The 17,732-nt window shown below is 69.5% G+C and carries 19 protein-coding genes; 10 read left to right on the top strand and 9 right to left on the bottom strand.

The window, feature by feature from the left end:
• Window positions 1–1,060: 1,060 nt before the first annotated feature.
• The 4 genes from ACFO8M_RS11530 to ACFO8M_RS11515 all read right to left on the bottom strand — a co-directional run bounded on the left by ACFO8M_RS11530 (window position 1,061) and on the right by ACFO8M_RS11515 (window position 4,782).
• A complete protein-coding gene (locus ACFO8M_RS11530; protein WP_387976355.1) occupies window positions 1,061–1,624 on the bottom strand; it encodes a LutC/YkgG family protein in 564 nt (187 codons plus the stop codon).
• Between the two features lie 47 nt (window positions 1,625–1,671).
• A complete protein-coding gene (locus ACFO8M_RS11525; RefSeq protein ID WP_387976353.1) occupies window positions 1,672–3,012 on the bottom strand; it encodes a LutB/LldF family L-lactate oxidation iron-sulfur protein in 1,341 nt (446 codons plus the stop codon).
• 110 nt (window positions 3,013–3,122) lie between these two features.
• A complete protein-coding gene (locus tag ACFO8M_RS11520; protein ID WP_387974913.1) occupies window positions 3,123–3,839 on the bottom strand; it encodes a (Fe-S)-binding protein in 717 nt (238 codons plus the stop codon).
• Window positions 3,840–3,921: 82 nt separating this feature from the next.
• A complete protein-coding gene (locus tag ACFO8M_RS11515; protein ID WP_387974910.1) occupies window positions 3,922–4,782 on the bottom strand; it encodes a GntR family transcriptional regulator in 861 nt (286 codons plus the stop codon).
• A 91-nt stretch (window positions 4,783–4,873) separates the two neighbouring features.
• Here ACFO8M_RS11515 and ACFO8M_RS11510 point away from each other — a divergent pair, with 91 nt between their 5' ends.
• From ACFO8M_RS11510 to ACFO8M_RS11480, 7 genes are all read left to right on the top strand, one after another.
• Window positions 4,874–5,863, top strand: coding sequence for an aldo/keto reductase (locus ACFO8M_RS11510; RefSeq protein WP_387974907.1), 990 nt, complete (start codon window positions 4,874–4,876; stop codon window positions 5,861–5,863).
• Window positions 5,860–6,711: an amidohydrolase family protein gene (locus ACFO8M_RS11505; RefSeq protein ID WP_387974904.1), complete on the top strand. Its 852-nt coding sequence runs from the start codon at window positions 5,860–5,862 to the stop codon at window positions 6,709–6,711. The genes ACFO8M_RS11510 and ACFO8M_RS11505 overlap by 4 nt, the downstream gene beginning before the upstream one ends.
• Window positions 6,708–7,538 (top strand): fumarylacetoacetate hydrolase family protein, encoded by an 831-nt coding sequence (locus ACFO8M_RS11500; RefSeq protein WP_387974901.1) that lies wholly within the window; start codon window positions 6,708–6,710, stop codon window positions 7,536–7,538. Before ACFO8M_RS11505 ends, ACFO8M_RS11500 begins: the two co-directional genes overlap by 4 nt.
• Window positions 7,535–8,824, top strand: coding sequence for an enolase C-terminal domain-like protein (locus ACFO8M_RS11495; RefSeq protein ID WP_387974898.1), 1,290 nt, complete (start codon window positions 7,535–7,537; stop codon window positions 8,822–8,824). Before ACFO8M_RS11500 ends, ACFO8M_RS11495 begins: the two co-directional genes overlap by 4 nt.
• Window positions 8,824–9,573 (top strand): SDR family NAD(P)-dependent oxidoreductase, encoded by a 750-nt coding sequence (locus ACFO8M_RS11490; RefSeq protein ID WP_387974895.1) that lies wholly within the window; start codon window positions 8,824–8,826, stop codon window positions 9,571–9,573. Before ACFO8M_RS11495 ends, ACFO8M_RS11490 begins: the two co-directional genes overlap by 1 nt.
• 225 nt (window positions 9,574–9,798) lie before the next feature.
• The gene (locus tag ACFO8M_RS11485) at window positions 9,799–10,230 is read left to right on the top strand and encodes a peptidase inhibitor family I36 protein (RefSeq protein ID WP_387974893.1); all 432 of its coding nucleotides are present in this window, start codon (window positions 9,799–9,801) and stop codon (window positions 10,228–10,230) included.
• A 70-nt stretch (window positions 10,231–10,300) separates the two neighbouring features.
• Complete coding sequence (locus ACFO8M_RS11480; protein WP_387974890.1) at window positions 10,301–10,753, top strand: peptidase inhibitor family I36 protein; 453 nt, start codon at window positions 10,301–10,303, stop codon at window positions 10,751–10,753.
• A 73-nt stretch (window positions 10,754–10,826) separates the two neighbouring features.
• Here ACFO8M_RS11480 and ACFO8M_RS11475 read toward each other — a convergent pair whose 3' ends face one another.
• Window positions 10,827–11,831 carry a GlxA family transcriptional regulator gene (locus tag ACFO8M_RS11475; RefSeq protein WP_387974887.1) on the bottom strand — a complete coding sequence of 335 codons (1,005 nt, stop codon included), beginning with the start codon at window positions 11,829–11,831 and terminating at the stop codon, window positions 10,827–10,829.
• A 116-nt stretch (window positions 11,832–11,947) separates the two neighbouring features.
• Here ACFO8M_RS11475 and ACFO8M_RS11470 point away from each other — a divergent pair, with 116 nt between their 5' ends.
• Entirely contained in the window at window positions 11,948–12,538 is a 591-nt protein-coding gene (locus tag ACFO8M_RS11470) for an isochorismatase family protein (RefSeq protein WP_387974884.1), read from the top strand.
• A gap of 243 nt (window positions 12,539–12,781) precedes the next feature.
• Here ACFO8M_RS11470 and ACFO8M_RS11465 read toward each other — a convergent pair whose 3' ends face one another.
• The 3 genes from ACFO8M_RS11465 to ACFO8M_RS11455 are packed head-to-tail and all read right to left on the bottom strand — an operon-like array spanning window position 12,782 to window position 15,093.
• Entirely contained in the window at window positions 12,782–13,324 is a 543-nt protein-coding gene (locus ACFO8M_RS11465) for a hypothetical protein (RefSeq protein ID WP_387974882.1), read from the bottom strand.
• Window positions 13,325–13,371: 47 nt separating this feature from the next.
• The gene (locus ACFO8M_RS11460) at window positions 13,372–14,355 is read right to left on the bottom strand and encodes a VOC family protein (protein ID WP_387974879.1); all 984 of its coding nucleotides are present in this window, start codon (window positions 14,353–14,355) and stop codon (window positions 13,372–13,374) included.
• A 30-nt stretch (window positions 14,356–14,385) separates the two neighbouring features.
• Window positions 14,386–15,093, bottom strand: coding sequence for a TetR/AcrR family transcriptional regulator (locus ACFO8M_RS11455; protein ID WP_387974876.1), 708 nt, complete (start codon window positions 15,091–15,093; stop codon window positions 14,386–14,388).
• 128 nt (window positions 15,094–15,221) lie between these two features.
• Here ACFO8M_RS11455 and ACFO8M_RS11450 point away from each other — a divergent pair, with 128 nt between their 5' ends.
• Complete coding sequence (locus ACFO8M_RS11450; protein ID WP_387974874.1) at window positions 15,222–15,932, top strand: maleylpyruvate isomerase family mycothiol-dependent enzyme; 711 nt, start codon at window positions 15,222–15,224, stop codon at window positions 15,930–15,932.
• Here ACFO8M_RS11450 and ACFO8M_RS11445 read toward each other — a convergent pair.
• Window positions 15,929–16,303, bottom strand: a complete 375-nt coding sequence (locus tag ACFO8M_RS11445; RefSeq protein WP_387974871.1) for a MerR family transcriptional regulator — start codon at window positions 16,301–16,303, stop codon at window positions 15,929–15,931. The two genes, ACFO8M_RS11450 and ACFO8M_RS11445, sit on opposite strands and share 4 nt — an antisense overlap.
• Before the next feature lie 56 nt (window positions 16,304–16,359).
• On the opposite strand from ACFO8M_RS11445, the gene ACFO8M_RS11440 reads away from it, so the two are divergent.
• Window positions 16,360–17,490, top strand: a complete 1,131-nt coding sequence (locus ACFO8M_RS11440; protein ID WP_387974867.1) for an alkene reductase — start codon at window positions 16,360–16,362, stop codon at window positions 17,488–17,490.
• Window positions 17,491–17,732 lie beyond the last annotated feature (242 nt).

The raw sequence follows: 17,732 nt of genomic DNA, 5'->3' as shown, positions 1-17,732 counted from the left end.
TCATCCCAGTGCTATCGCCCGCAGCTGTCCGCGCCCCCGATGGGCCGTGACTGGGTGGACGGTTTCCTTGTTGGGATCACCCCAACCAGAAGGCAGTGCCGCACACGGCGGCACACGCGAACCGAGCAAGACCGCCAGCGTGACCGGCAATGCCATGCCGAGCAATAGAAGAACCGGTTCGGCACTACCACCAGCACGTCCATGGCGAGCATCATCCCCGTCCGGGCGTCACAATGCGCGAAAGAGCCCGTGCCTCCAGGACGGACCCCAGGCAAGGCAAGCACCGGGAGGCGAAATCGCCACCCGGAAGCTACTCGGAAGTCCACCGGGAGGCTGAACCACTCCGGCAGGGACGGAAGGCAACAACACCCGCCCGACAGGAACGGCGCGGCCAGGCGGTGGACCCACCAGAGCGAAGCCGAGTGAAGCGGGGCGCGTGGGCGCTTCGCAGGATCGACTACGAGACCACGAGAGGAGGTGACGCGACCATGCAGCATGCGGCCATGCCCCTGCAGCGGCGCAGCGAAAGCCACCTCGACCGCGAACCAGTCCTCGAGACCACCCGCACCCGACCGGTCATCGCCCTGCCCCGCAGCACCAGTGCCAACCGGCCGTCGCCGCAAGCCGCACCAACCCACAGCTACAGCTACAGGTACAGCCACAGCCACAGCCACAGCCACAGCCACAGCCACAGCCACAGCCACAGCCACAGCCACAGCCACGATCCTAGCCCGGCCGGGGTCCCGAGTGCGGCCTCAGCGACGGCAACGCACCCGAATCCCGCCGTCGCCGTCGCCGTCGCCGTCGCTGATCGCTCTGACCGCCACCGGCAACCAACCCTCGCGGCAGCATCACACCCCGGATCTGATCCTCGCCGTTCTGTCGCTGACTGCTTGAACCGCAACCGAAGACCGGCCTCGACCTCACAGTGCAACCAGGGTCCTACTGCCGCCTTCGGCTCTTCGGCAAGGCCATCGCCTGGCCCCGCATTCGGCTCCGGCGCACCACCGGCGCGCGCGCTCCGCAGTCCGATCGCGATGTCGAAACGGGTGGACCGAGTTCAGTCTTCGAGCAGCACCACATCGAGGCGGCGCGGACCGTGGACGCCCTCGACGCGCTGCAGCTCGATGTCGCTCGTCGCCGACGGGCCGGAGATCCAGGTCTGCGGGGCGGTGCGGTCGAGCATCGGCAGCGCCTCCGCGAGATGGCCCACGATCTGGTCGCGCCGGACCACCACGACATGGTGGTCCGGCACCAGCGTGACCGCCCTTCTCCCCTGGGCCGCACCGGCATCGAGCATGATCGTGCCCGAGACGGCCACCGCCGCGGCGCAACCGGTGAGCACCGCGTCCATGCCGTCGAGGTCCGCAGTGGACAGACTGATGTCGGGGACGAACTCGGCTCCACCGATCCGCCAGTCCTCCGAGAGGTCGGTGGGCACGACGACGCGCTTCGCATCGCCGATGGCCTCAGCGATCGCGGCGAGGCCGTGGTGGACGTTCGCCTTGTAGTCGACCAGCCGGTCGATGAGCATCGCCGTGATGTCCACGTCCGCAGCCAGCGAACGCCGGTACTCGCGCGGCGGCTCCGGCGCCTCGCCCGCACCCTCCAGGGCCCGGCGCATCCGCGCCAGGATCTCCTCACGAGCACTTTCGTTGTCGCGCTTGACGCTCACCGCTGCCGCCCCTTCCACCAGTCCCGGAAGTCCTCCTTCGGCGGCACCGGCAGGTCCCGGCTCACCGTCCACTTGCTGCCAGGCCACGGCAGTCTGCGCAGGTAGCCCTTGCGGCGCCACGGCATCGACCCGAATCTCGCGACCCGCAACGCGGTCCGCCACAGCTTCGGCCGCGCCATCACGGCTTCCGCGGCGCCCATCGCCGCCTTCTCGCCCGCGTTGTGCGGACCCTGCTGGCGCAGGTGGACGAGCACTTCGGGGATGTTGATCTTGACCGGGCAGACCTCGTAGCAGGCACCGCACAGGCTTGAGGCGTAAGGCAGGTCGTCGTGGCGGCCCGGTTCGAGCTGCGGCGCGAGGATCGCGCCGATCGGCCCCGGGTAGACGTGTCCGTACGCGTGCCCGCCCGTGCGCTCGTACACCGGGCACACGTTGAGGCAGGCCGAGCAGCGGATGCACGAGAGGGCCTGGCGACCGACCTCGTCGGCGAGGACGCCGGTGCGACCGTTGTCGAGGAGGATGACGTGCACGTCCTTCGGCCCGTCGCCTTCGCGCGAACCCGTCCACACCGAGGTGTAGGGGTTCATTCTCTCCCCTGTGGAGGATCGCGGGAGCAGCTGCATGAAGACCTCGAGGTCCCCGAACCGCGGCAGGAGCTTCTCGATGCCCACGATGCTGATCAGCGTCTCAGGCATGGTGAGGCACATGCGGCCGTTGCCTTCGGACTCGACCACGACCAGCGAACCGGTCTCGGCCACCGCGAAGTTCGCGCCGGAGACCGCCACCTTCGCCGACAGGAACCGGCGTCGCAGGTGGAGCCGGGCGGCCTCGGCGAGCGCGGCCGGTTCGTCGGTCAGGTCGGTCGGCGCGTCACCCATCTTCTGATTGAAGATGTCGCGGATCTCGGTGCGGTTGTAGTGGATCGCGGGCACCAGGATGTGGCTGGGCTTGTCCTCGGCGAGCTGGACGATGAGCTCGGCCAGGTCGGTCTCGAAGGCTTTGAGGCCCACGGCCTCTAGGGACTCGTTGAGTTCGATCTCCTGGGTGGCCATCGATTTGACCTTGACGACCTCGTCGGCCCCGGCCTCGCGCACGATCTGCGCGGCGATCTCGTTGGCCTCCTGTGCATCGCGCGCCCAGTGGACCGTGGCTCCGGCGGCGGTGGCGTTGCGTTCGAACTCGACGGCGAGTTCGGGGAGGCGGTGCTGCACGTCGGCTTTGATCGCGGCGGCGGTGTCGCGCAGCTGCTCCCAGTCGTCGAGTTCCCCGGCGACGCCTGCGCGTTTGGCGCGGATGGTGCCGGTGGCGTGTGCGAGGTTGGCGCGCAGTTGCGGCATGCCGAGGGCGACCTTGGCGGCCTTGGGGAATGTGGTGCCGGAGGGGATGAGGGAGGCGGCCGGGACGATGGCGGCGGCGGGGCGGGCTTCGGCGCTCACACGGTCGGTGCTCATGCGGTGCTCGCGAGGATCTCGGCGTAGTGGACGGGTCGCGGGGCCTTTGCGGCGCCGGGTGTGCGTCCGAGCCGGGAGATGCCGCCGCCGATGTGGGTGAGGCAGGAGTTGTCGGCGGCGGCGAGGTATTCGGCGCCGGTGTCGGTGGCGTGGCGGCATTTGTCGGCGAGCATCGCGGAGGAGACTTCGCTGTTCTTGAGGGCGAAGGTGCCGCCGAAGCCGCAGCACTGCTCGGCGGCGGGCAGGTCGATGAGTTCGATCCCGGCGACGGCGCGGAGGAGGCGGATCGGCTTGTCGCCCAGGCCGAGTGCGCGGGTGCCGTGGCAGGTGGGGTGGTAGGTGACGGTGTGGGGGAAGCGGGCGCCCACGTCTTCGACGCCGGCGACGTCGAGAAGGAATTCGGAGAGTTCGTAGACACGCCGGCCGATTGTCGAACCGGTGAGGTGCGGGCACTGGTCGCGGGCCATGGCGGCGCAGGAGCCGGAGGGGGTGACGATGGCGTCGTAGGGGTCGAAGACGGCTTCGAAGTTGCGGGCCAGTTTCGCGGCGTCCTTCTTATAGCCGGAGTTGGCGTGCATCTGGCCGCAGCAGGTCTGCGCGGCGGGGAAGTCGACGTCGTAGCCGAGCCGTTCGAGGATCGTGACGACGGCTTTGGGGGTCTCGGGGAAGAGCGCGTCGTTGACGCAGGTGATGAACAGGCCTACGCGTGGCATCGCGGTCGCACCTCGGCTTCCGTACTCGAGCGGTCGGTCGGGGACCCGGTCGGCAAGGCGGGGTTGTCGCGGTCGTCGGTCTTCATCGGGTCGCCCTGGTGCGCTTGGTCTTCGGGGCCGGTGGCGTGGTGCGGGCCGCTTCGAAGGCGGCTCGGTGGCGGATTCGGGAGCGGTCGAGGTGGCGGCGCATCGCCTCCTCGGCGGCGAGCGGCTGCTGGGCGATGATGGCGTCGGCGACCGCCAGGTGCTCGACCTCGGTCTCGCCGATCGACTCGGGCTCGATGTAGGCGCGGTGGAGGTGCAGGTGGGCGTCGAGGCGGCGGATCGACTTCGCGAGCTGTGCGCTGCCGCTCAGTTCGGCGACCGAGTTGTGGAAGCGGGCGTCGGCTTCGGTGAAGACGAGCTTGTCCGCGCCGGCGTCGGGTGTGCGCGCGGCGGCGAGCAGTGCATTCGCTTCGGCCGCAGCCAGAGCTGAGGCGTCGGCCAGTACGAGGCCGGTCGCGTCGGGCACGGCGCCGCTGTGGGCGAGGGCCGCTTCGGCCGCGCGGCGCTCGGCCGCGGACATCGGGGCCGCGCCAGCGGCTTCCGTCGTGAGATCGCCGTCCACTGCTCCGGGAAGGACCCATCCGCGCTCTGCCGCTCTTCGGGCCGCTCTCGGTTCCAGGAGCAGGCGGATCTCGAAGAGGTCGTCGAACTCGGCGGCGGAGAGCAGCGGCTCGACGGTGTAGCCGCTCAGCGGGCGCCGGGCGAGGAGCCCTTCGGATTCCAAGCGCGCCAGGGCTTCCCGGATCGGCGTCTGCGAGAACGCGAGCTGCTTGGCAAGGCCGTCGATGCTCAGCTTCGCGCCCGGGACCAGCTCGGAGCGCATGATGCGGGACTTCAGCTCGGTGTAGGCCTCGTCCGCGAGCGTGCGTTTCTCCGGGGTCGCCGATGTAGCCGTCATGCGCATAATCCTATAGGATAATGACGCGACGGCGCGGTTCAGCGTCGATCGAGCTGCTTTATCGCCCCATATGTTCGTATTGGAGAACCCCGTGGTCGAAGAACGGCACCCGCTTCCCTCCCGTGCGCTCGGCGATACGTCTGTCTCCTTGAGCGTCGTCGGGCTCGGGTGCGCTCCGCTCGCCGGGCTCTTCGATCCCGTCGACCCGGCCGTCGCCGCCGCCACGGTCGATGCCGCCTGGGCCGGGGGCATTCGGCATTTCGACACCGCCCCGCACTACGGCGCCGGGCTCTCCGAGGAACGGCTCGGGAGCGCTCTCGCCTCTCGGCCGCGCGAGGCGTTCACCTTGTCCACCAAGATGGGCCGCGTCCTCGTCGACCACGAAGGCCCCTGGGACATCTGGGGCGAGCCCAACGGCAAGGCCTCCGTCTTCGACTTCTCCTACCGCGGTGCGTTCGATGCCTATCTCGGCAGTCTGGAGCGCCTCGGCACCGACCGCGCCGAGATCGGCCTCATCCACGATCCCGACGACCACCGGGCCGAAGCCCTCGCCGGGACCCACCGGGCGCTCACCGAGCTCAAGGCCGCCGGGCGCATCGGCGCCGTCGGCATCGGCATGAACTCCACCGAGGCCGCCGCCGACCTCATCTCGCGCGCCGATTTCGACGTGGCGCTCATCGCCGGGCGGTACACGCTGCTCGACCAGTCCGCCCTGGACCGGCTCTACCCCCTCTGCGTCTCGCGCGGCGTCTCGGTGATCGCCGCCGGTGTGTTCAACTCCGGGATCCTCGCCGACCCGAAGCCCGGAGCGCACTTCAACTATGCGGAGGCCGACCGACGACTTCTGGCCCGAGCCCAGGCGATCGCGACGATCTGTGAGCGATACGACACGCCTTTGCGGGCGGCCGCGCTCCAGTTCCCCGCCGCCCATCCCGCCGTCGCGTCGATCGTCGTCGGCGCGCGCAACCCCGAAGAGGTCGACGACGCCCTCGCCATGTACGCCCACCCCATCCCCGGCGCCCTGTGGCACGACCTCAAGCGAGCCGGACTGCTGGCCGAGGAGGCACCCGTACCGTCATGAGCAGCGCTCTTGTGATCGACGCGCACCACCACGTTTGGACCGCCGACTACCCCTGGCTCGCGAGCAAACCGGAGTTCGAGCCGATCCGCCGCGACTACGGGGTCACCGACCTGCGCGCGAACCTGAAGGCCGCCGGCGTCGACCGCACGGTGCTGGTCGAGGCCGGCTGGGGCCACCCCTCCGAGACCGTCGAGTTCCTGCATCTCGCCGGGGCCGTAGACGAGATCGCCGGGGTCGTCGGCTTCATCGACCTGCTCGACCCGGAGCTGGCGAACACCTTGGCGCGCTATGCGAACCATCCGCGCGCGCGATTCCTCGTCGGGCTGCGCGACCAGGTCCAGGGCCGTCCCGAAGCCGATTTCCTCGCCAGGCCCGAGGCCGTCACCGCCCTCAAGACCATCGCCTCCAACGTGCCGACCTTCGATCTGATCGTGCGCGTCGATCAGCTCCCGGCCGCCGCCAAGGCCGCCGCCGCCGTGCCCGAACTGGGGTTCGTGCTCGACCACCTCGGCAAGCCCCAGGTGCGCGACGGCGACGCCGGCCTCAAGGCATGGACCGAGGCCGTCACCCCGCTCGCCAAGCAGCCCAACGTCACCGCGAAGCTCTCCGGCCTCGTCACCGAGGCCGACTGGCAGCACTGGACCGCCGCCGACCTGCGCCCCTTCATTGAGACCGCCCTCGAACTGTTCGGGCCCGAACGCCTCATGTTCGGCTCCGACTGGCCCGTCTGCGAACTGGCCGCCACGTACACCCGCGTCAAGGACGCCTTCATCGAGGTCCTCGGCCGCACCGATCCCGACGTTTTCGGCGGCACCGCCGCCCGGACCTACCAGCTAGGAGAGCAATGAAGTACGTGCGCATCGGCGAGCCCGGAAATGAATCCCCAGCGGCCTTCCACGAAGGCAAGTTCTACGACCTGCGAAGCCGCTTCGATGACATCGACCCCGCAGCCATTCCCCGTGAGGGCATCGGCGACGTGACCGCGTTCCCCGTGCTCGACATGATCGGCAAACGCATCGCCCCGCCGATACCAAAGCCCAGTGCGATCGTGTGCATCGGCATGAACTACGCCGCCCACTGCGCCGAATCCGGGGTCGAGCCGCCCGCCGAACCGGTCGTGTTCTACAAGCACCCCAATACGATCGTCGGCTGCGAGGACGAGGTGCAGATCCCGCGCGGATCGGTCAAGACCGACTGGGAGGTCGAACTCGGCGTCGTCTTCTCCAAGCAAGCCTCCTACCTCGAGTCCGAAGAGGACGCGATGGAATGCGTCGCAGGCTTCGTCGTCGCCAACGACCTGTCCGAACGCGAGTTCCAGATCGAGCGCTCCGGCGGCCAATTCGCCAAGGGCAAGGCCTGCCCCACCTTCACGCCGCTCGGACCGTTCCTGGTCACCCCCGACGAGATCGCCGACGTCCAGAACCTGCGCATGTGGTCCGACGTCAACGGCGAGCCCCGCCAGGCCTCGAACACGGGCGACATGATCTTCTCGGTCGCCCACATCATCTTCCACATGTCGCAGTTCATGGCCTTCGACCCCGGCGACCTGCTGCTCACCGGCACCCCCGAAGGCGTCGCGCTGTCGGGGCGCTTCCCCTATCTCAAGGCCGGAGACGTGGTCGAGACCGGCATCGAAGACCTGGGGCACACCGCGAACCCGACGGTGCAGGCGTGACCATCACCGCGGTCGACGTCCTCGACATCCGCTTCCCCACCTCGCGCGGCCTCGACGGCTCCGACGCGATGAACCCCGACCCCGACTACTCCGCCGCCTACGTCGTGCTCCACGCCGACGACGGCCAGGAGGGCCACGGGTTCACCTTCACGATCGGCCGCGGCAACGACATCTGCTGCGCCGCCATCGAAACGCTCAGCGAGTACGTGATCGGCACCGATGTGGACGGTCCGGCAGCCCTCGCCGATCTGTACCAGCGCCTCACCCACGACTCGCAGATCCGCTGGCTCGGCCCCGAGAAGGGCGTCATGCACCTCGCGGCCGCCGCCCTCGTGAACGCCGCCTGGGACCTCGCCGCCCGCCGCGCCGGACTGCCGCTGTGGAAATACCTCTCGACCCTCACCCCCGAGCAGATCGTGGCGTGCATCGACTGGCGGTACCTCACCGACGCCCTCACTCCCGAAGAGGCCCTTGCGATCCTGCGCGAAGCGGAGCCCGGCAAGGCCCAGCGGGTCGCCGAGGTCGAACGCGACGGCTACCCCGCGTACACCACCTCCCCCGGGTGGCTCGGCTACGACGACGAGAAGGTCGTGCGCCTCGCCCGCGAGGCCGTCGCCGAGGGCTACACGCAGATCAAACTCAAGGTGGGCGCCGACCTCGACGACGACCGCCGCCGCTTCGCCGCCGCCCGCACGGCCGTCGGCCCGGGCATCCGCATCGCCATCGACGCGAACCAGCGCTGGGACGTCGACCAGGCCGTGGAATGGACGAAGGCCCTCGCCGAGTTCGACCCGTGGTGGATCGAGGAGCCGACGAGCCCGGACGACGTGCTCGGCCACGCCGCGATCCGGGCGCGCCTGGCCCCCATCAAGGTCGCGACCGGCGAGCACGTGCACAACCGGGTCATGTTCAAGCAGCTCCTGCAGGCCGGTTCGATCGACTTCCTGCAGATGGACGCCGCGCGCGTCGCCGGGGTGAACGAGAACCTCGCGATCCTGCTGCTGGCCAAAAAGTTCGGTGTGCCGGTGTGCCCGCACGCGGGCGGCGTGGGGCTGTGCGAGCTGGTCTGCCACCTCTCCATGTTCGACTACGTCTCGGTGAGCGCCTCCATGGAAGACCGCGTCATCGAGTACGTCGACCACCTGCACGAGCACTTCACGGCCCCCACGGTGATCAAGGGCGGGCGCTACCAGGCCCCGACCGAACCCGGTTTCTCCGCCGAGATGAAGCGCGACAGCCTCATCCGGTTCTCCTATCCGCACGGTCCTGAATGGAGAAGCAACTGATGAACGGCTCCCACGATTTCGAAGGCCTCACTGTCGTGATCTCCGGCGGGTCCTCCGGCATCGGCGCGGCGGCGGCCGACGCCTTCGCCGCTCGCGGTGCGAACGTCGCGGTGCTCGATCTCAACGCGAGCGAGCAGCACTGGTCCCACAAGTGCGATGTGGCCGACGACAACCAGGTGCGCCTGGCCGTCGCCGCCGTCGCGGAGCACTTCGGCGGCATCGACATCGTGGTGAACAACGCCGGAATCGGCGCGGTCGGCACCGTCGAGGAGAACTCCGACAAGCAATGGTTCCGCGTCCTCGACGTGAACCTCCTCGGCATGGTCCGCCTCTCCCGCGCCTGCCTGCCGCACCTGCGCGAGTCCAAGGCCCCGGCGATCGTCAACACCACCTCGATCGCCGCCCTGACCGGGCTCGTGAAGCGCGCCCTCTATTCGGCGTCGAAGGGCGCGGTCCACTCGCTCACCCTGGCGATGGCCGCCGACCATGTGGCCGAAGGCATCCGCGTCAACTGCGTCAGCCCCGGCACCGCCGACACGCCCTGGGTGCAGCGCCTTCTCGAACAGGCCGAGGACCCCGCCGCCGAGCGCGCGCGACTCGAGGCCCGCCAACCGACCGGCCGCCTCGTGAGCGCCGAGGAGGTCGCGGCGGCCATCGTCTACCTCGCCGACCCCGCCAACAAGTCCCTCACCGGCACCAGCCTCGCCGTCGACGGCGGCGTGTCCGGGATGAGGCTGGTCCGCAAGTAATCCAAAAAGGAGCATTCTAGTTTAATTGCAGCGCAACGGGTGTGAAGGGATCGTTCCCACACACCCGTTGCCTTGTTTCCCAAATAGAGACTAGGTTCACGAAAGACATCTTTCACCCCACGGCGGCGCGTCTATTCAGCACACGGATCACAACAAACCAGCTGATTTCGTGACAGACATGCATCAACTGGGCGCAACGAGCGCCGCGAGCTGAAAGGTGCCGCCATGGGCAGCGAGAAGATCAACACGATGAAGCGCCGTCTGGTTTCCGGAGCGGCGATGGCCGGCGTCGCCGTGGTCGCGGGCCTCGCCCTGACCGCCGGTTCGGCCCAGGCCGAGACCACCGACGTCGGCGTCATGGCCGGCACCTGCGCCTCCGGCTACGTCTGCGGCTGGGAGGACGACGGCTACGGCGGCGACAAGTGGATGACCTGGAACCCCAGCGGCGTCGGCGACACCTACGAGATCGACGGCTGGGACGGCGACAACGAGATCACCTCGGTCATCAACAACTCCGGCCACGGTATCAAGTTCTACGACCAGGACGGCCAGGCCGGCAGCACGCTCTGCGTCGGCGACGGCGTCAGGATCAACAACCTCCAGACGTACGCGTGGAACGACCGCGCCGAGAGCGCGAAGGCCGTCAGCAGCTGCTGATCGGCTGCAGCACAAGCGATACGAGGAATCGATCCGGCGCGACGAGCGCCGTAGTCTGAAAGGTACGAACATGCGCAGCGAGAAGATCGAAACGATGAAGCGCCGTCTGGCGGCCGGCGCGGCGATGGCCGGAGTCGCCGTGGTCGCGGGCCTGACCCTCACCGCCGGTTCCGCGCAGGCCCAGACCACCGGGATCGACGCCGAGATCCTGGCCGGCGGGTGCGCCTCGGGCTACTTCTGCGGTTGGGAGAACAGCGGCTACAGCGGCGACAAGTGGGTCAACTGGCGCGTCGGCGGCGTCGGGACCGTGTACGAGATCGACGGCTGGGACGGCGACAACGAGATCTCCTCGTTCTCGAACGAGTCGAGCCGCAAACTTCGGATCTACAACGGCGACAACGCCACGGGCGCCTCGATCTGCATCGGCGCGGGCGACGACGTCCGGAATCTGAACGACGAAGGTGCCGGTGGCGGCGCGTACAACGACTGGATGGAAAGCATCAAGGTCGTCGCATCCTGCTAAGCGGTACTTGAGGTTACGAGCCGGGTCACGGAGGCAGGCGCCGCCGCCGCGACCCGGCTTTCGCGTGCGCGGTTCAGACCTTGACGCGGAAGCGGCTGCGGTAGTCGGTCGGGGTCGTGTTCAGGATGCGGCGGAACGCCCTGACCAGGGTGTCGGTGGTGCCGAAACCGCAAGTGGTGGCGACCCGGTCGAGGGTGTCGTCGGTGGTCTCCAGGCGGTTGCGCGCGGCCTCGACGCGAGCCGACTCGATGTACGCGCGCGGCGTCATCCCCAACTCGGACTTGAAGACCCGGGTGAGCTGGCGCTCGCTGACGTGGGCCTCGGCGGCCAGATCGGTCACGGTCAGCGGCTCGGCCAGATGCCGGGTGATGAAGTGGCGCAACACGTCCACGCGGCGGGTCGTCGACACCGGACCGAGCGAGACACTGAACTGGCTCTGGCCGCTGGGCCGCTTGAGGAACATGACCAGCTGCTGGGCGACCTTCAGCGCGAGCTCTTCGCCGAAGTCGTCGGCGACCAGCGCCAAGGAGAGGTCCAGGCAGGCGGTGAGGCCGGCACCGGTCCAGACGTCGCCGTCGCGGATGAAGATCGGGTCGGCGTCGACCTCGACCTCCGGGTGCTCGGCGGCGAGCTGGGCGGCCGTCGACCAGTGGGTCGTGGCGCGCCGTCCCTCGAGCAGCCCCGCTGCGGCCAGGACGTGGGCGCCGACGCAGACGGAGGCGACGCGGCGGGTGCGTCCCGCGAGTCGCCGGACCCATTCCACCACAACGGGATCGGTGAGGGCGCGCGTCCGCTTCGCGTCGTCGAACTCAACCGAGCCGGGCACGATGAGCGTGTCGATCGAGCGCCGCGCCACTTCCTCGAACGTCGCGTCCGGCAGCACCCGGACGCCGGCCGAGGTCGTGACCGGGTCCATCGTCGCGGAGGCCAGCAGGACCTCGTAGCCGGTGTCAGCGTCGTCAGGAGCGCTGCCGAGTTCGCGGCGCAGCAGCGCGAACACCTCCGGTGGTCCGGTGACGTCGAGCAGGTCGACGCGATCGAAGAGGACGACCACCACGAGGCGCTTGACAGGGCTCATGACTCCTCCACCTTGATGTCGGTTTCTGCACCTTACCTGTCATTGCCGACATCGGCGAATCGCCGTAGCGTTGTTCCCGTCAACCCCGCAAGGAACACGGGAAAGAAGGAAACACCATGCCCTCCAACACGATCCGGCAGCTCACCGGTGCCGACCAGACCCCCGCCGCGCTCGCCGACGCGACCCTGATCCTGGTCGACTACCAGAACTCCTACACGCGAGGCGCCATGGAGCTCACGGGCTGGGAGGCCGCGCTCGACAACGCCGCCGCGCTCCTCAGTGCCGCCCGCGCGGCCGGGACCACCGTGATCCACGTGCAGCACGACGGCGGCGAGGGCAGCCTCTACGACATCCGGGCCGAGATCGGCGCGGTCCACCCGAAGGTCGCCCCGCTCGAAGGCGAAGCCGTCGTCGTCAAGACCGCCCCGAACTCCTTCGTAGGCACCGAACTCGGCGAGCTGGTCGACGCCGCCGGGCACCAGGACGTGATCGTCGTCGGCTTCATGACCCACATGTGCGTCACCTTCACCTCGGAGGGCGCGATGCTGCGCGGCAATCGGCCCACCGTGGTCGCCGACGCCTGCGCGAGCCGCCCGCTCGCCACCGCCGTCGCCGAGGTCTCGGCCGAGCAGCTCCACCAGAGCGCGCTCGCGACGATCGCCGACGTCTACGGCGTCGTCGTCCCCACGGCCGCCGACCTCAAGTAGCGCTTGACGGGACCGGTCCCCTCGGGGCGCTGCCATGCTTGGGTGATGGTCGCTCCTCTCGCCTTGTGGCTCTCCCCCGGGCGGCGTCGAAGTTGGCGCGGACACCCCTCCTCGATGCCGACCCACCTCGACGACGTCCTCGGGGAACTGCCGTCCCTCCGAGCCGGGTTCGAAGCGCCCTCGGCGCGTAGGGCCGGGTCGATCAGGTCCCTGCCCGCCTGCGTGCGGGGTGTCGCTTCAGGATCATTTCGGTCTCCGGGAGAGGTGGATACCCACCAACGGTAATCCGCGGCCGCCTGGGGCGGAAGGCCTTGGGGCGGTGTCCCTTGCGGCGATGGCGGCGGCGACTCCTTTTATCCCGCTGAGGATCAGGTCGCCGTACGGCCCTTCGGGGAGGTGCGAGGCGCTCTTGTCGGCCTCGTCGAGGTGGGCCTCGGCGGCCGCGAAGGAACCGAGTCGGCGGTAGTCGTCGGCGAGGTTGAGGTGCAGCGACGGGTAGAAGCCCGCGATCTGGAGGCCGGCGTGATGCGCTTGCACGCGTTCGTCAGTGGCCGCATCGGCGGCGTCCAGGGCGCGGATGTCCCAGGCCAGGGCCTGGGCGGCGTCCTCGAAGAGGTCGGCCATGGAGTGCGCGAGCGTGCAGCGGTGCAACGGGTCGCCGACCACGCCGATCTCGGCCCAGAGGTCGAGCAGCGTCGCGCGGGCGGCGGCCTTGTCGCCGGTCTGGCCTGCCATGACGGCCCGGCCGATGGCTTCCATGATCGGGTCGGCGGGTGTTTCGGTCATGGCGGCAATCCTCCCGCAGTGGTACGACCCTTTCGCCGACGGTCGCCTCAGGCCATTGCCTGGCGGAAGACGACGGCCGCACCGTGGGCGGCCGCGGCGGGAATGAACGGCTCGCCGTCGGCAGTTCGCCCGAACCCGATCTTGTTGTCGCTCAGCCATTGTTCGGCGGCGTCGAGGTCGCCTGTTTCGATCACGTAGGCGCTCAAGGCCGGCTCGGCTGGTGGGACTTCACCGGGCAGCCAGGCGGCCAGGTCGTTCGCGGTGGCGAGGGTGAGACGGCTGCTGCCGAGGTCGAACGTGCGGGTGCCGCTTCGGGGAGCGATGCCCAGGTAGCGCTCGTAGCGTTCGGCGGCCTCGTCGAGGCCATCGGCGGGGAAGCACAGGACGCACTCCGCCAATGCCTTGGCGCCGTTCGGATGCGCAAGGCCGATCTGAGCGTCGAGGACCGCTCCGGGCGCGTCCTCGGCCGCGCCGACCCGGCCTTCAGGGAGGAGGCCCGGCGGGGCGGTCGGGTCGTCGTCGCTGATCTCCAGGAACTTGATCGGCTCCATCTGCGTGCCCTCGGCCGTGACGATCGGCCGCTGCGCGGCCCGGGCACCGGTGTGGCGGATACCGTTTCGATCCCAGCGGACTGCGGTCGCCTCGGCTTTGGTCGTCGTGAAGACCAGGATGTGTGCGCCTTCGAACCGGTCGAGGCGGGCCGCGAGCCCGGAAACGGACTGCTGCAGGGCGTTCCGGGTCGCGTCCAGGTGCGCATCCGGGATCTGCAGCGGGGCCAGCCTCGCGCCCTCCGGCAACCGGTCGGAGTCATCGGGCGCGAACGCCAGCAGCTCGATGAAGCTCCTGGGGAAGTCGGCGTGGGTGTTGCCCGCCCCGATCGGTTCCGGGACCGCGCCGGGCGCGGGCGGCAGGGCCGGATAGGAAGGCGGGCCGAGATGAAAGCCGAAGGCGCGGAAGGTGTCGAGGGCGGCGTTCAGATCGTGGACGATGAGGCCCACATGATGGAGGCCGGTGATCTCGCTGCTGGTCATGCCGAGGTCCTGTCGCTTGAAGCGGATGGGTCAGTCGGCCGCGGTGCCGTAGGCGGTGCGGCGGAAGTCGTCGGCCAGGCGCTGGAAGGCGTCGATGACCTGCGACGCGGCGGCCTCGTAGCGTTCGGCCGATGGTGCCCTGACCGGTTCGAAGGAGCGGTGCAGGACCTCGGCGAGCTGGTCGGCCCGCTGTTCGAGGCTCAGGCGAGCGGGCAGGAGCGGCTCGGCGGCGAAGAAGCCGTAGGCGATCGCCTCGGCCGCGTAGTCGATCTCGTCCAGGTCGAGACCGGGCCGTAGGAGCCGCCCCGCCTGCAGGGCTTTGAGGTATTCGCGGACGGCGGCGCGCTTGGACGCCGCGAGAGCCGCGCGCGCGGGATGGTTCGCGACGTATGCGAGTTCGGCGGTGTCGGTCACGAAGATGCGGTTCAGGATCGGGCGCCGCGCTGTCGCGTTGAAGTGGCGCCGGAGGTACCGGGAGAGCGCCGCTTCGCCCGGGTCGGCCCTGATCGCGGCCACGACCTCGTCGTACATCGTCGCCGCTTCGCGCGCACCGGCCGCGATCAGCAAATGTTCGCGGCTCGACCAATGCAGGTAGACCGTGCCCTTGCCGACCCCGGCCCGCCCCGCGACCTCCTCGATGCGGAGGCGCCGCGCGCCGTCGCTCATGACCAGGGCCGCAACGGCATCGAGGATCGTGTCGGCCCGCTGCCGCAGGTCCGCGCGCTGGCTCAGGGCCATGTCCGCCTCCCGGAAACTTCCGAACTCATGACCAGGATTGTATTTCAGTCACGAGTTTTCGCACAAGTGCAATGTGCGACGGGACCTGGAAGGAGCGCCGGGTCACAGTCCTGGATAGGCTGGGGAGCATGGATGCTGCGTCGTTTCTTCGCCATTTCCGGCGCGAGCTTGACGCGTTCGGCGCCTGTCTCGCGAACGGCGACCTCGCCGCCCCGATCGAGCACGGCGACGAGGGCTGGACCCTCGCCGAACTCGCCGCGCACGTCGGCACCGCGAACCTGTTCGCCGCCGCGGCCGTCACCGACTGGGACGGCGGCACCGAGCCGCCCGACGGGACCCCGCCGAAGGTCCCCGAGGACCGGTACGAGCTGACGCGCTGGGTCGACGGCACCGGCGAGGTGCTGGCCATGGCGCTCGACGTCGACCCGAACGCGCCCGCCTGGGGCTACTACACGCCACCCAACGCGGGCTACTGGCAGCGGTCGCGCGCCGTGTCGATGATGCTGCACCGCTGGGATGCCGAACGGGCCGTGGGGGAATCGGGTCCGCTCGACGCCGAGCTGGCCTGCGAGGGCATCACGGAGGTCTTCGACGTGCTGGCGCCCAGGCAGATCGGACGCGGCAAGGCCTGGCCGCCGGACGTGTGCATCCGCTTGGAGGCCACGGACACCACCGAATGGTGGGTCTTCGGCCCCGGCGACCCGGTGGCCGACATCGCGGGCACCGCAGGGGATCTGCTGCTCCTGCTGCGCGGGCGGCGCTCCCCGGACGACCCCGTGTTCCTGTGGACCGGCGACCGCGAGGCCGCGCTCTCGGTCCTGAAGGGCCCGTTGACCTAAGCGGAGGCCCCTTGCGAGGGAAGCTGGGCCGCCTCGATGACCTCGTCCAGGATCTCCCTGGTGCGCAACAGGTCCGCGATCTGGCCGTCGATGCGTTCGCGCTCGATCCGCAGCTCCGCGGCCAGGGTTTCAGTGGTGGCCTCGTTGGGGCCGCCGTCGTCGTGCATGCAGGGCAGCATGTCCGCGATCGTGCGGGAGGAGAGCCCGGCCGCGTACATGATCTGGATGCGCACCACCCGGTCCACCGCCCGCTCCGCGTACTCGCGGTGGCCGCCCGGGGTACGGCCGGATTCCAGCAGGCCCTGCTGCTCGTAGTAGCGCAGCGAGCGCTCGCTGACGCCGGTCCGACGGGCGAGTTCCCCGATTCGCATGGCCTGCCTCACAAATCCTTGAACCTGACATGGATGTCAAGTTCTACGGTACCCCCATGACGAACCAAGCCACGGCCCCGAGCCTCTTCGCACCCGCCCGCCTCGGCGCAATGGAGCTGCCGAACCGACTGGTCATGCCCCCGATGAGCCGCAACCGCGCCGCCGCAGGCGGGGTGCCGACGCCGCTCATGGCCGAGTACTACGCGCAGCGCGCCTCAGCGGGCCTCATCGTCGCCGAAGCCAGCTCCCCCAACCAGGTCGGCTACACCTACCCGGACATCCCGGGCATCTTCACCGACGCCCAAGTGGAGGGCTGGCGGCTCGTGACCGACGCGGTCCACGACGCGGGCGGCCGCGTCTTCCTCCAGATCGAGCACGGCGGCCGCATCGGCCACCCCGAGACCAGCGGCCTGATCCCCTTGGCGCCCTCGCCGATCGCGCTGCCCGGCTACATCCACACCCCGAGCGGCCACGGCGAGCCGCCCGTCCCACGCGAAATGTCCACGGCCGAGATCCGCGCCACGATCGGCGACTTCACCGCGGCGGCCCGCAACGCGATCCGCGCCGGAGCGGACGGCGTCGAGGTCCACGCGGCCAACGGCTACCTGCTCAACCAGTTCCTCGCCACCAGCACCAACCATCGCACCGACGCCTACGGCGGCACGGTCGCGAACCGCATCAGGTTCGTGGTCGAGGTCGTCGAGGCCGTGGCCGCCGCGATCGGACCCGAGCGCACCGGCCTGCGCCTCTCCCCCGGCAACCCCCACAACGGGATCGCGATGGACGACGCCGACGTCCTCTTCCCCGCGTTGCTGGAGGCGCTCGCCCCGCTCGGGCTCGCCTACCTCCACCTCGCCTACGCCGCCCCGACGCCGCTGTTCGCACGGCTGCGGCGGCTCTGGCACGGCGTCCTGATCGCGAACCCCTCGGATCCCGAAGCGGCCGAATCGGATCCGATCCCCGCCGACGGCGGTCTGGGCGCCGCCAACGGAATCTTGGACGCGGGCGCGGACCTGGTCGCGCTCGGCCGGCCGTTCATCGCCAACCCGGATCTGGTGGAGCGCCTGCGGACCGGCGCACCGGTCAACCGGCTCCGCGGCGACCTGCCGCTCTATGGCGGCGGCGCGGCAGGCTACACCGACTACCCGGTGCTTGAGGACGCCGACACGCGCTCGGCCGTCGCCTGAATCGGACCGCGGTGCCGGTCACAGTGGCGTCTCGTTGGAACGTGACCGGTATCGCGGAGTATCGGCGCAGCTCAATCCTGCTGCGTCCCAAACCACACCATATATACCGACCTGATAACAAATTCGGTCCAGTTCGGGTGTGGCGGCATCAAAATTCACTTTCGCAGGCGAACATCCATCTATGCCTTCTGAATCGAACCGGCCTGCGACCGCGCGCAGGAGTGCGGGGATCACGGACCGAG

The organism is Glycomyces rhizosphaerae (genome assembly GCF_042647865.1).
In the GTDB taxonomy this organism is placed as follows: Bacteria; Actinomycetota; Actinomycetes; order Mycobacteriales; family Micromonosporaceae; genus Glycomyces; species Glycomyces rhizosphaerae.
This window is presented reverse-complemented; position numbering and strand designations above follow the sequence as displayed.

Bases quoted from the DNA above. Each gene is read 5' to 3' on its own strand.
- ACFO8M_RS11475 (WP_387974887.1), bottom strand. From the start codon at position 11,831: ATGAGCCCTGTCAAGCGCCTCGTGGTGGTCGTCCTCTTCGATCGCGTC.
- ACFO8M_RS11530 (WP_387976355.1), bottom strand. From the start codon at position 1,624: ATGCGCCGGGCCCTGGAGGGTGCGGGCGAGGCGCCGGAGCCGCCGCGC.
- ACFO8M_RS11470 (WP_387974884.1), top strand. From the start codon at position 11,948: ATGCCCTCCAACACGATCCGGCAGCTCACCGGTGCCGACCAGACCCCC.
- ACFO8M_RS11445 (WP_387974871.1), bottom strand. From the start codon at position 16,303: ATGCGAATCGGGGAACTCGCCCGTCGGACCGGCGTCAGCGAGCGCTCG.
- ACFO8M_RS11450 (WP_387974874.1), top strand. From the start codon at position 15,222: ATGGATGCTGCGTCGTTTCTTCGCCATTTCCGGCGCGAGCTTGACGCG.
- ACFO8M_RS11440 (WP_387974867.1), top strand. From the start codon at position 16,360: ATGACGAACCAAGCCACGGCCCCGAGCCTCTTCGCACCCGCCCGCCTC.
- ACFO8M_RS11520 (WP_387974913.1), bottom strand. From the start codon at position 3,839: ATGCCACGCGTAGGCCTGTTCATCACCTGCGTCAACGACGCGCTCTTC.
- ACFO8M_RS11525 (WP_387976353.1), bottom strand. From the start codon at position 3,012: ATGCCGCAACTGCGCGCCAACCTCGCACACGCCACCGGCACCATCCGC.
- ACFO8M_RS11455 (WP_387974876.1), bottom strand. From the start codon at position 15,093: ATGGCCCTGAGCCAGCGCGCGGACCTGCGGCAGCGGGCCGACACGATC.
- ACFO8M_RS11490 (WP_387974895.1), top strand. From the start codon at position 8,824: ATGAACGGCTCCCACGATTTCGAAGGCCTCACTGTCGTGATCTCCGGC.
- ACFO8M_RS11515 (WP_387974910.1), bottom strand. From the start codon at position 4,782: ATGACGGCTACATCGGCGACCCCGGAGAAACGCACGCTCGCGGACGAG.
- ACFO8M_RS11500 (WP_387974901.1), top strand. From the start codon at position 6,708: ATGAAGTACGTGCGCATCGGCGAGCCCGGAAATGAATCCCCAGCGGCC.
- ACFO8M_RS11480 (WP_387974890.1), top strand. From the start codon at position 10,301: ATGCGCAGCGAGAAGATCGAAACGATGAAGCGCCGTCTGGCGGCCGGC.
- ACFO8M_RS11460 (WP_387974879.1), bottom strand. From the start codon at position 14,355: ATGACCAGCAGCGAGATCACCGGCCTCCATCATGTGGGCCTCATCGTC.
- ACFO8M_RS11485 (WP_387974893.1), top strand. From the start codon at position 9,799: ATGGGCAGCGAGAAGATCAACACGATGAAGCGCCGTCTGGTTTCCGGA.
- ACFO8M_RS11465 (WP_387974882.1), bottom strand. From the start codon at position 13,324: ATGACCGAAACACCCGCCGACCCGATCATGGAAGCCATCGGCCGGGCC.
- ACFO8M_RS11505 (WP_387974904.1), top strand. From the start codon at position 5,860: ATGAGCAGCGCTCTTGTGATCGACGCGCACCACCACGTTTGGACCGCC.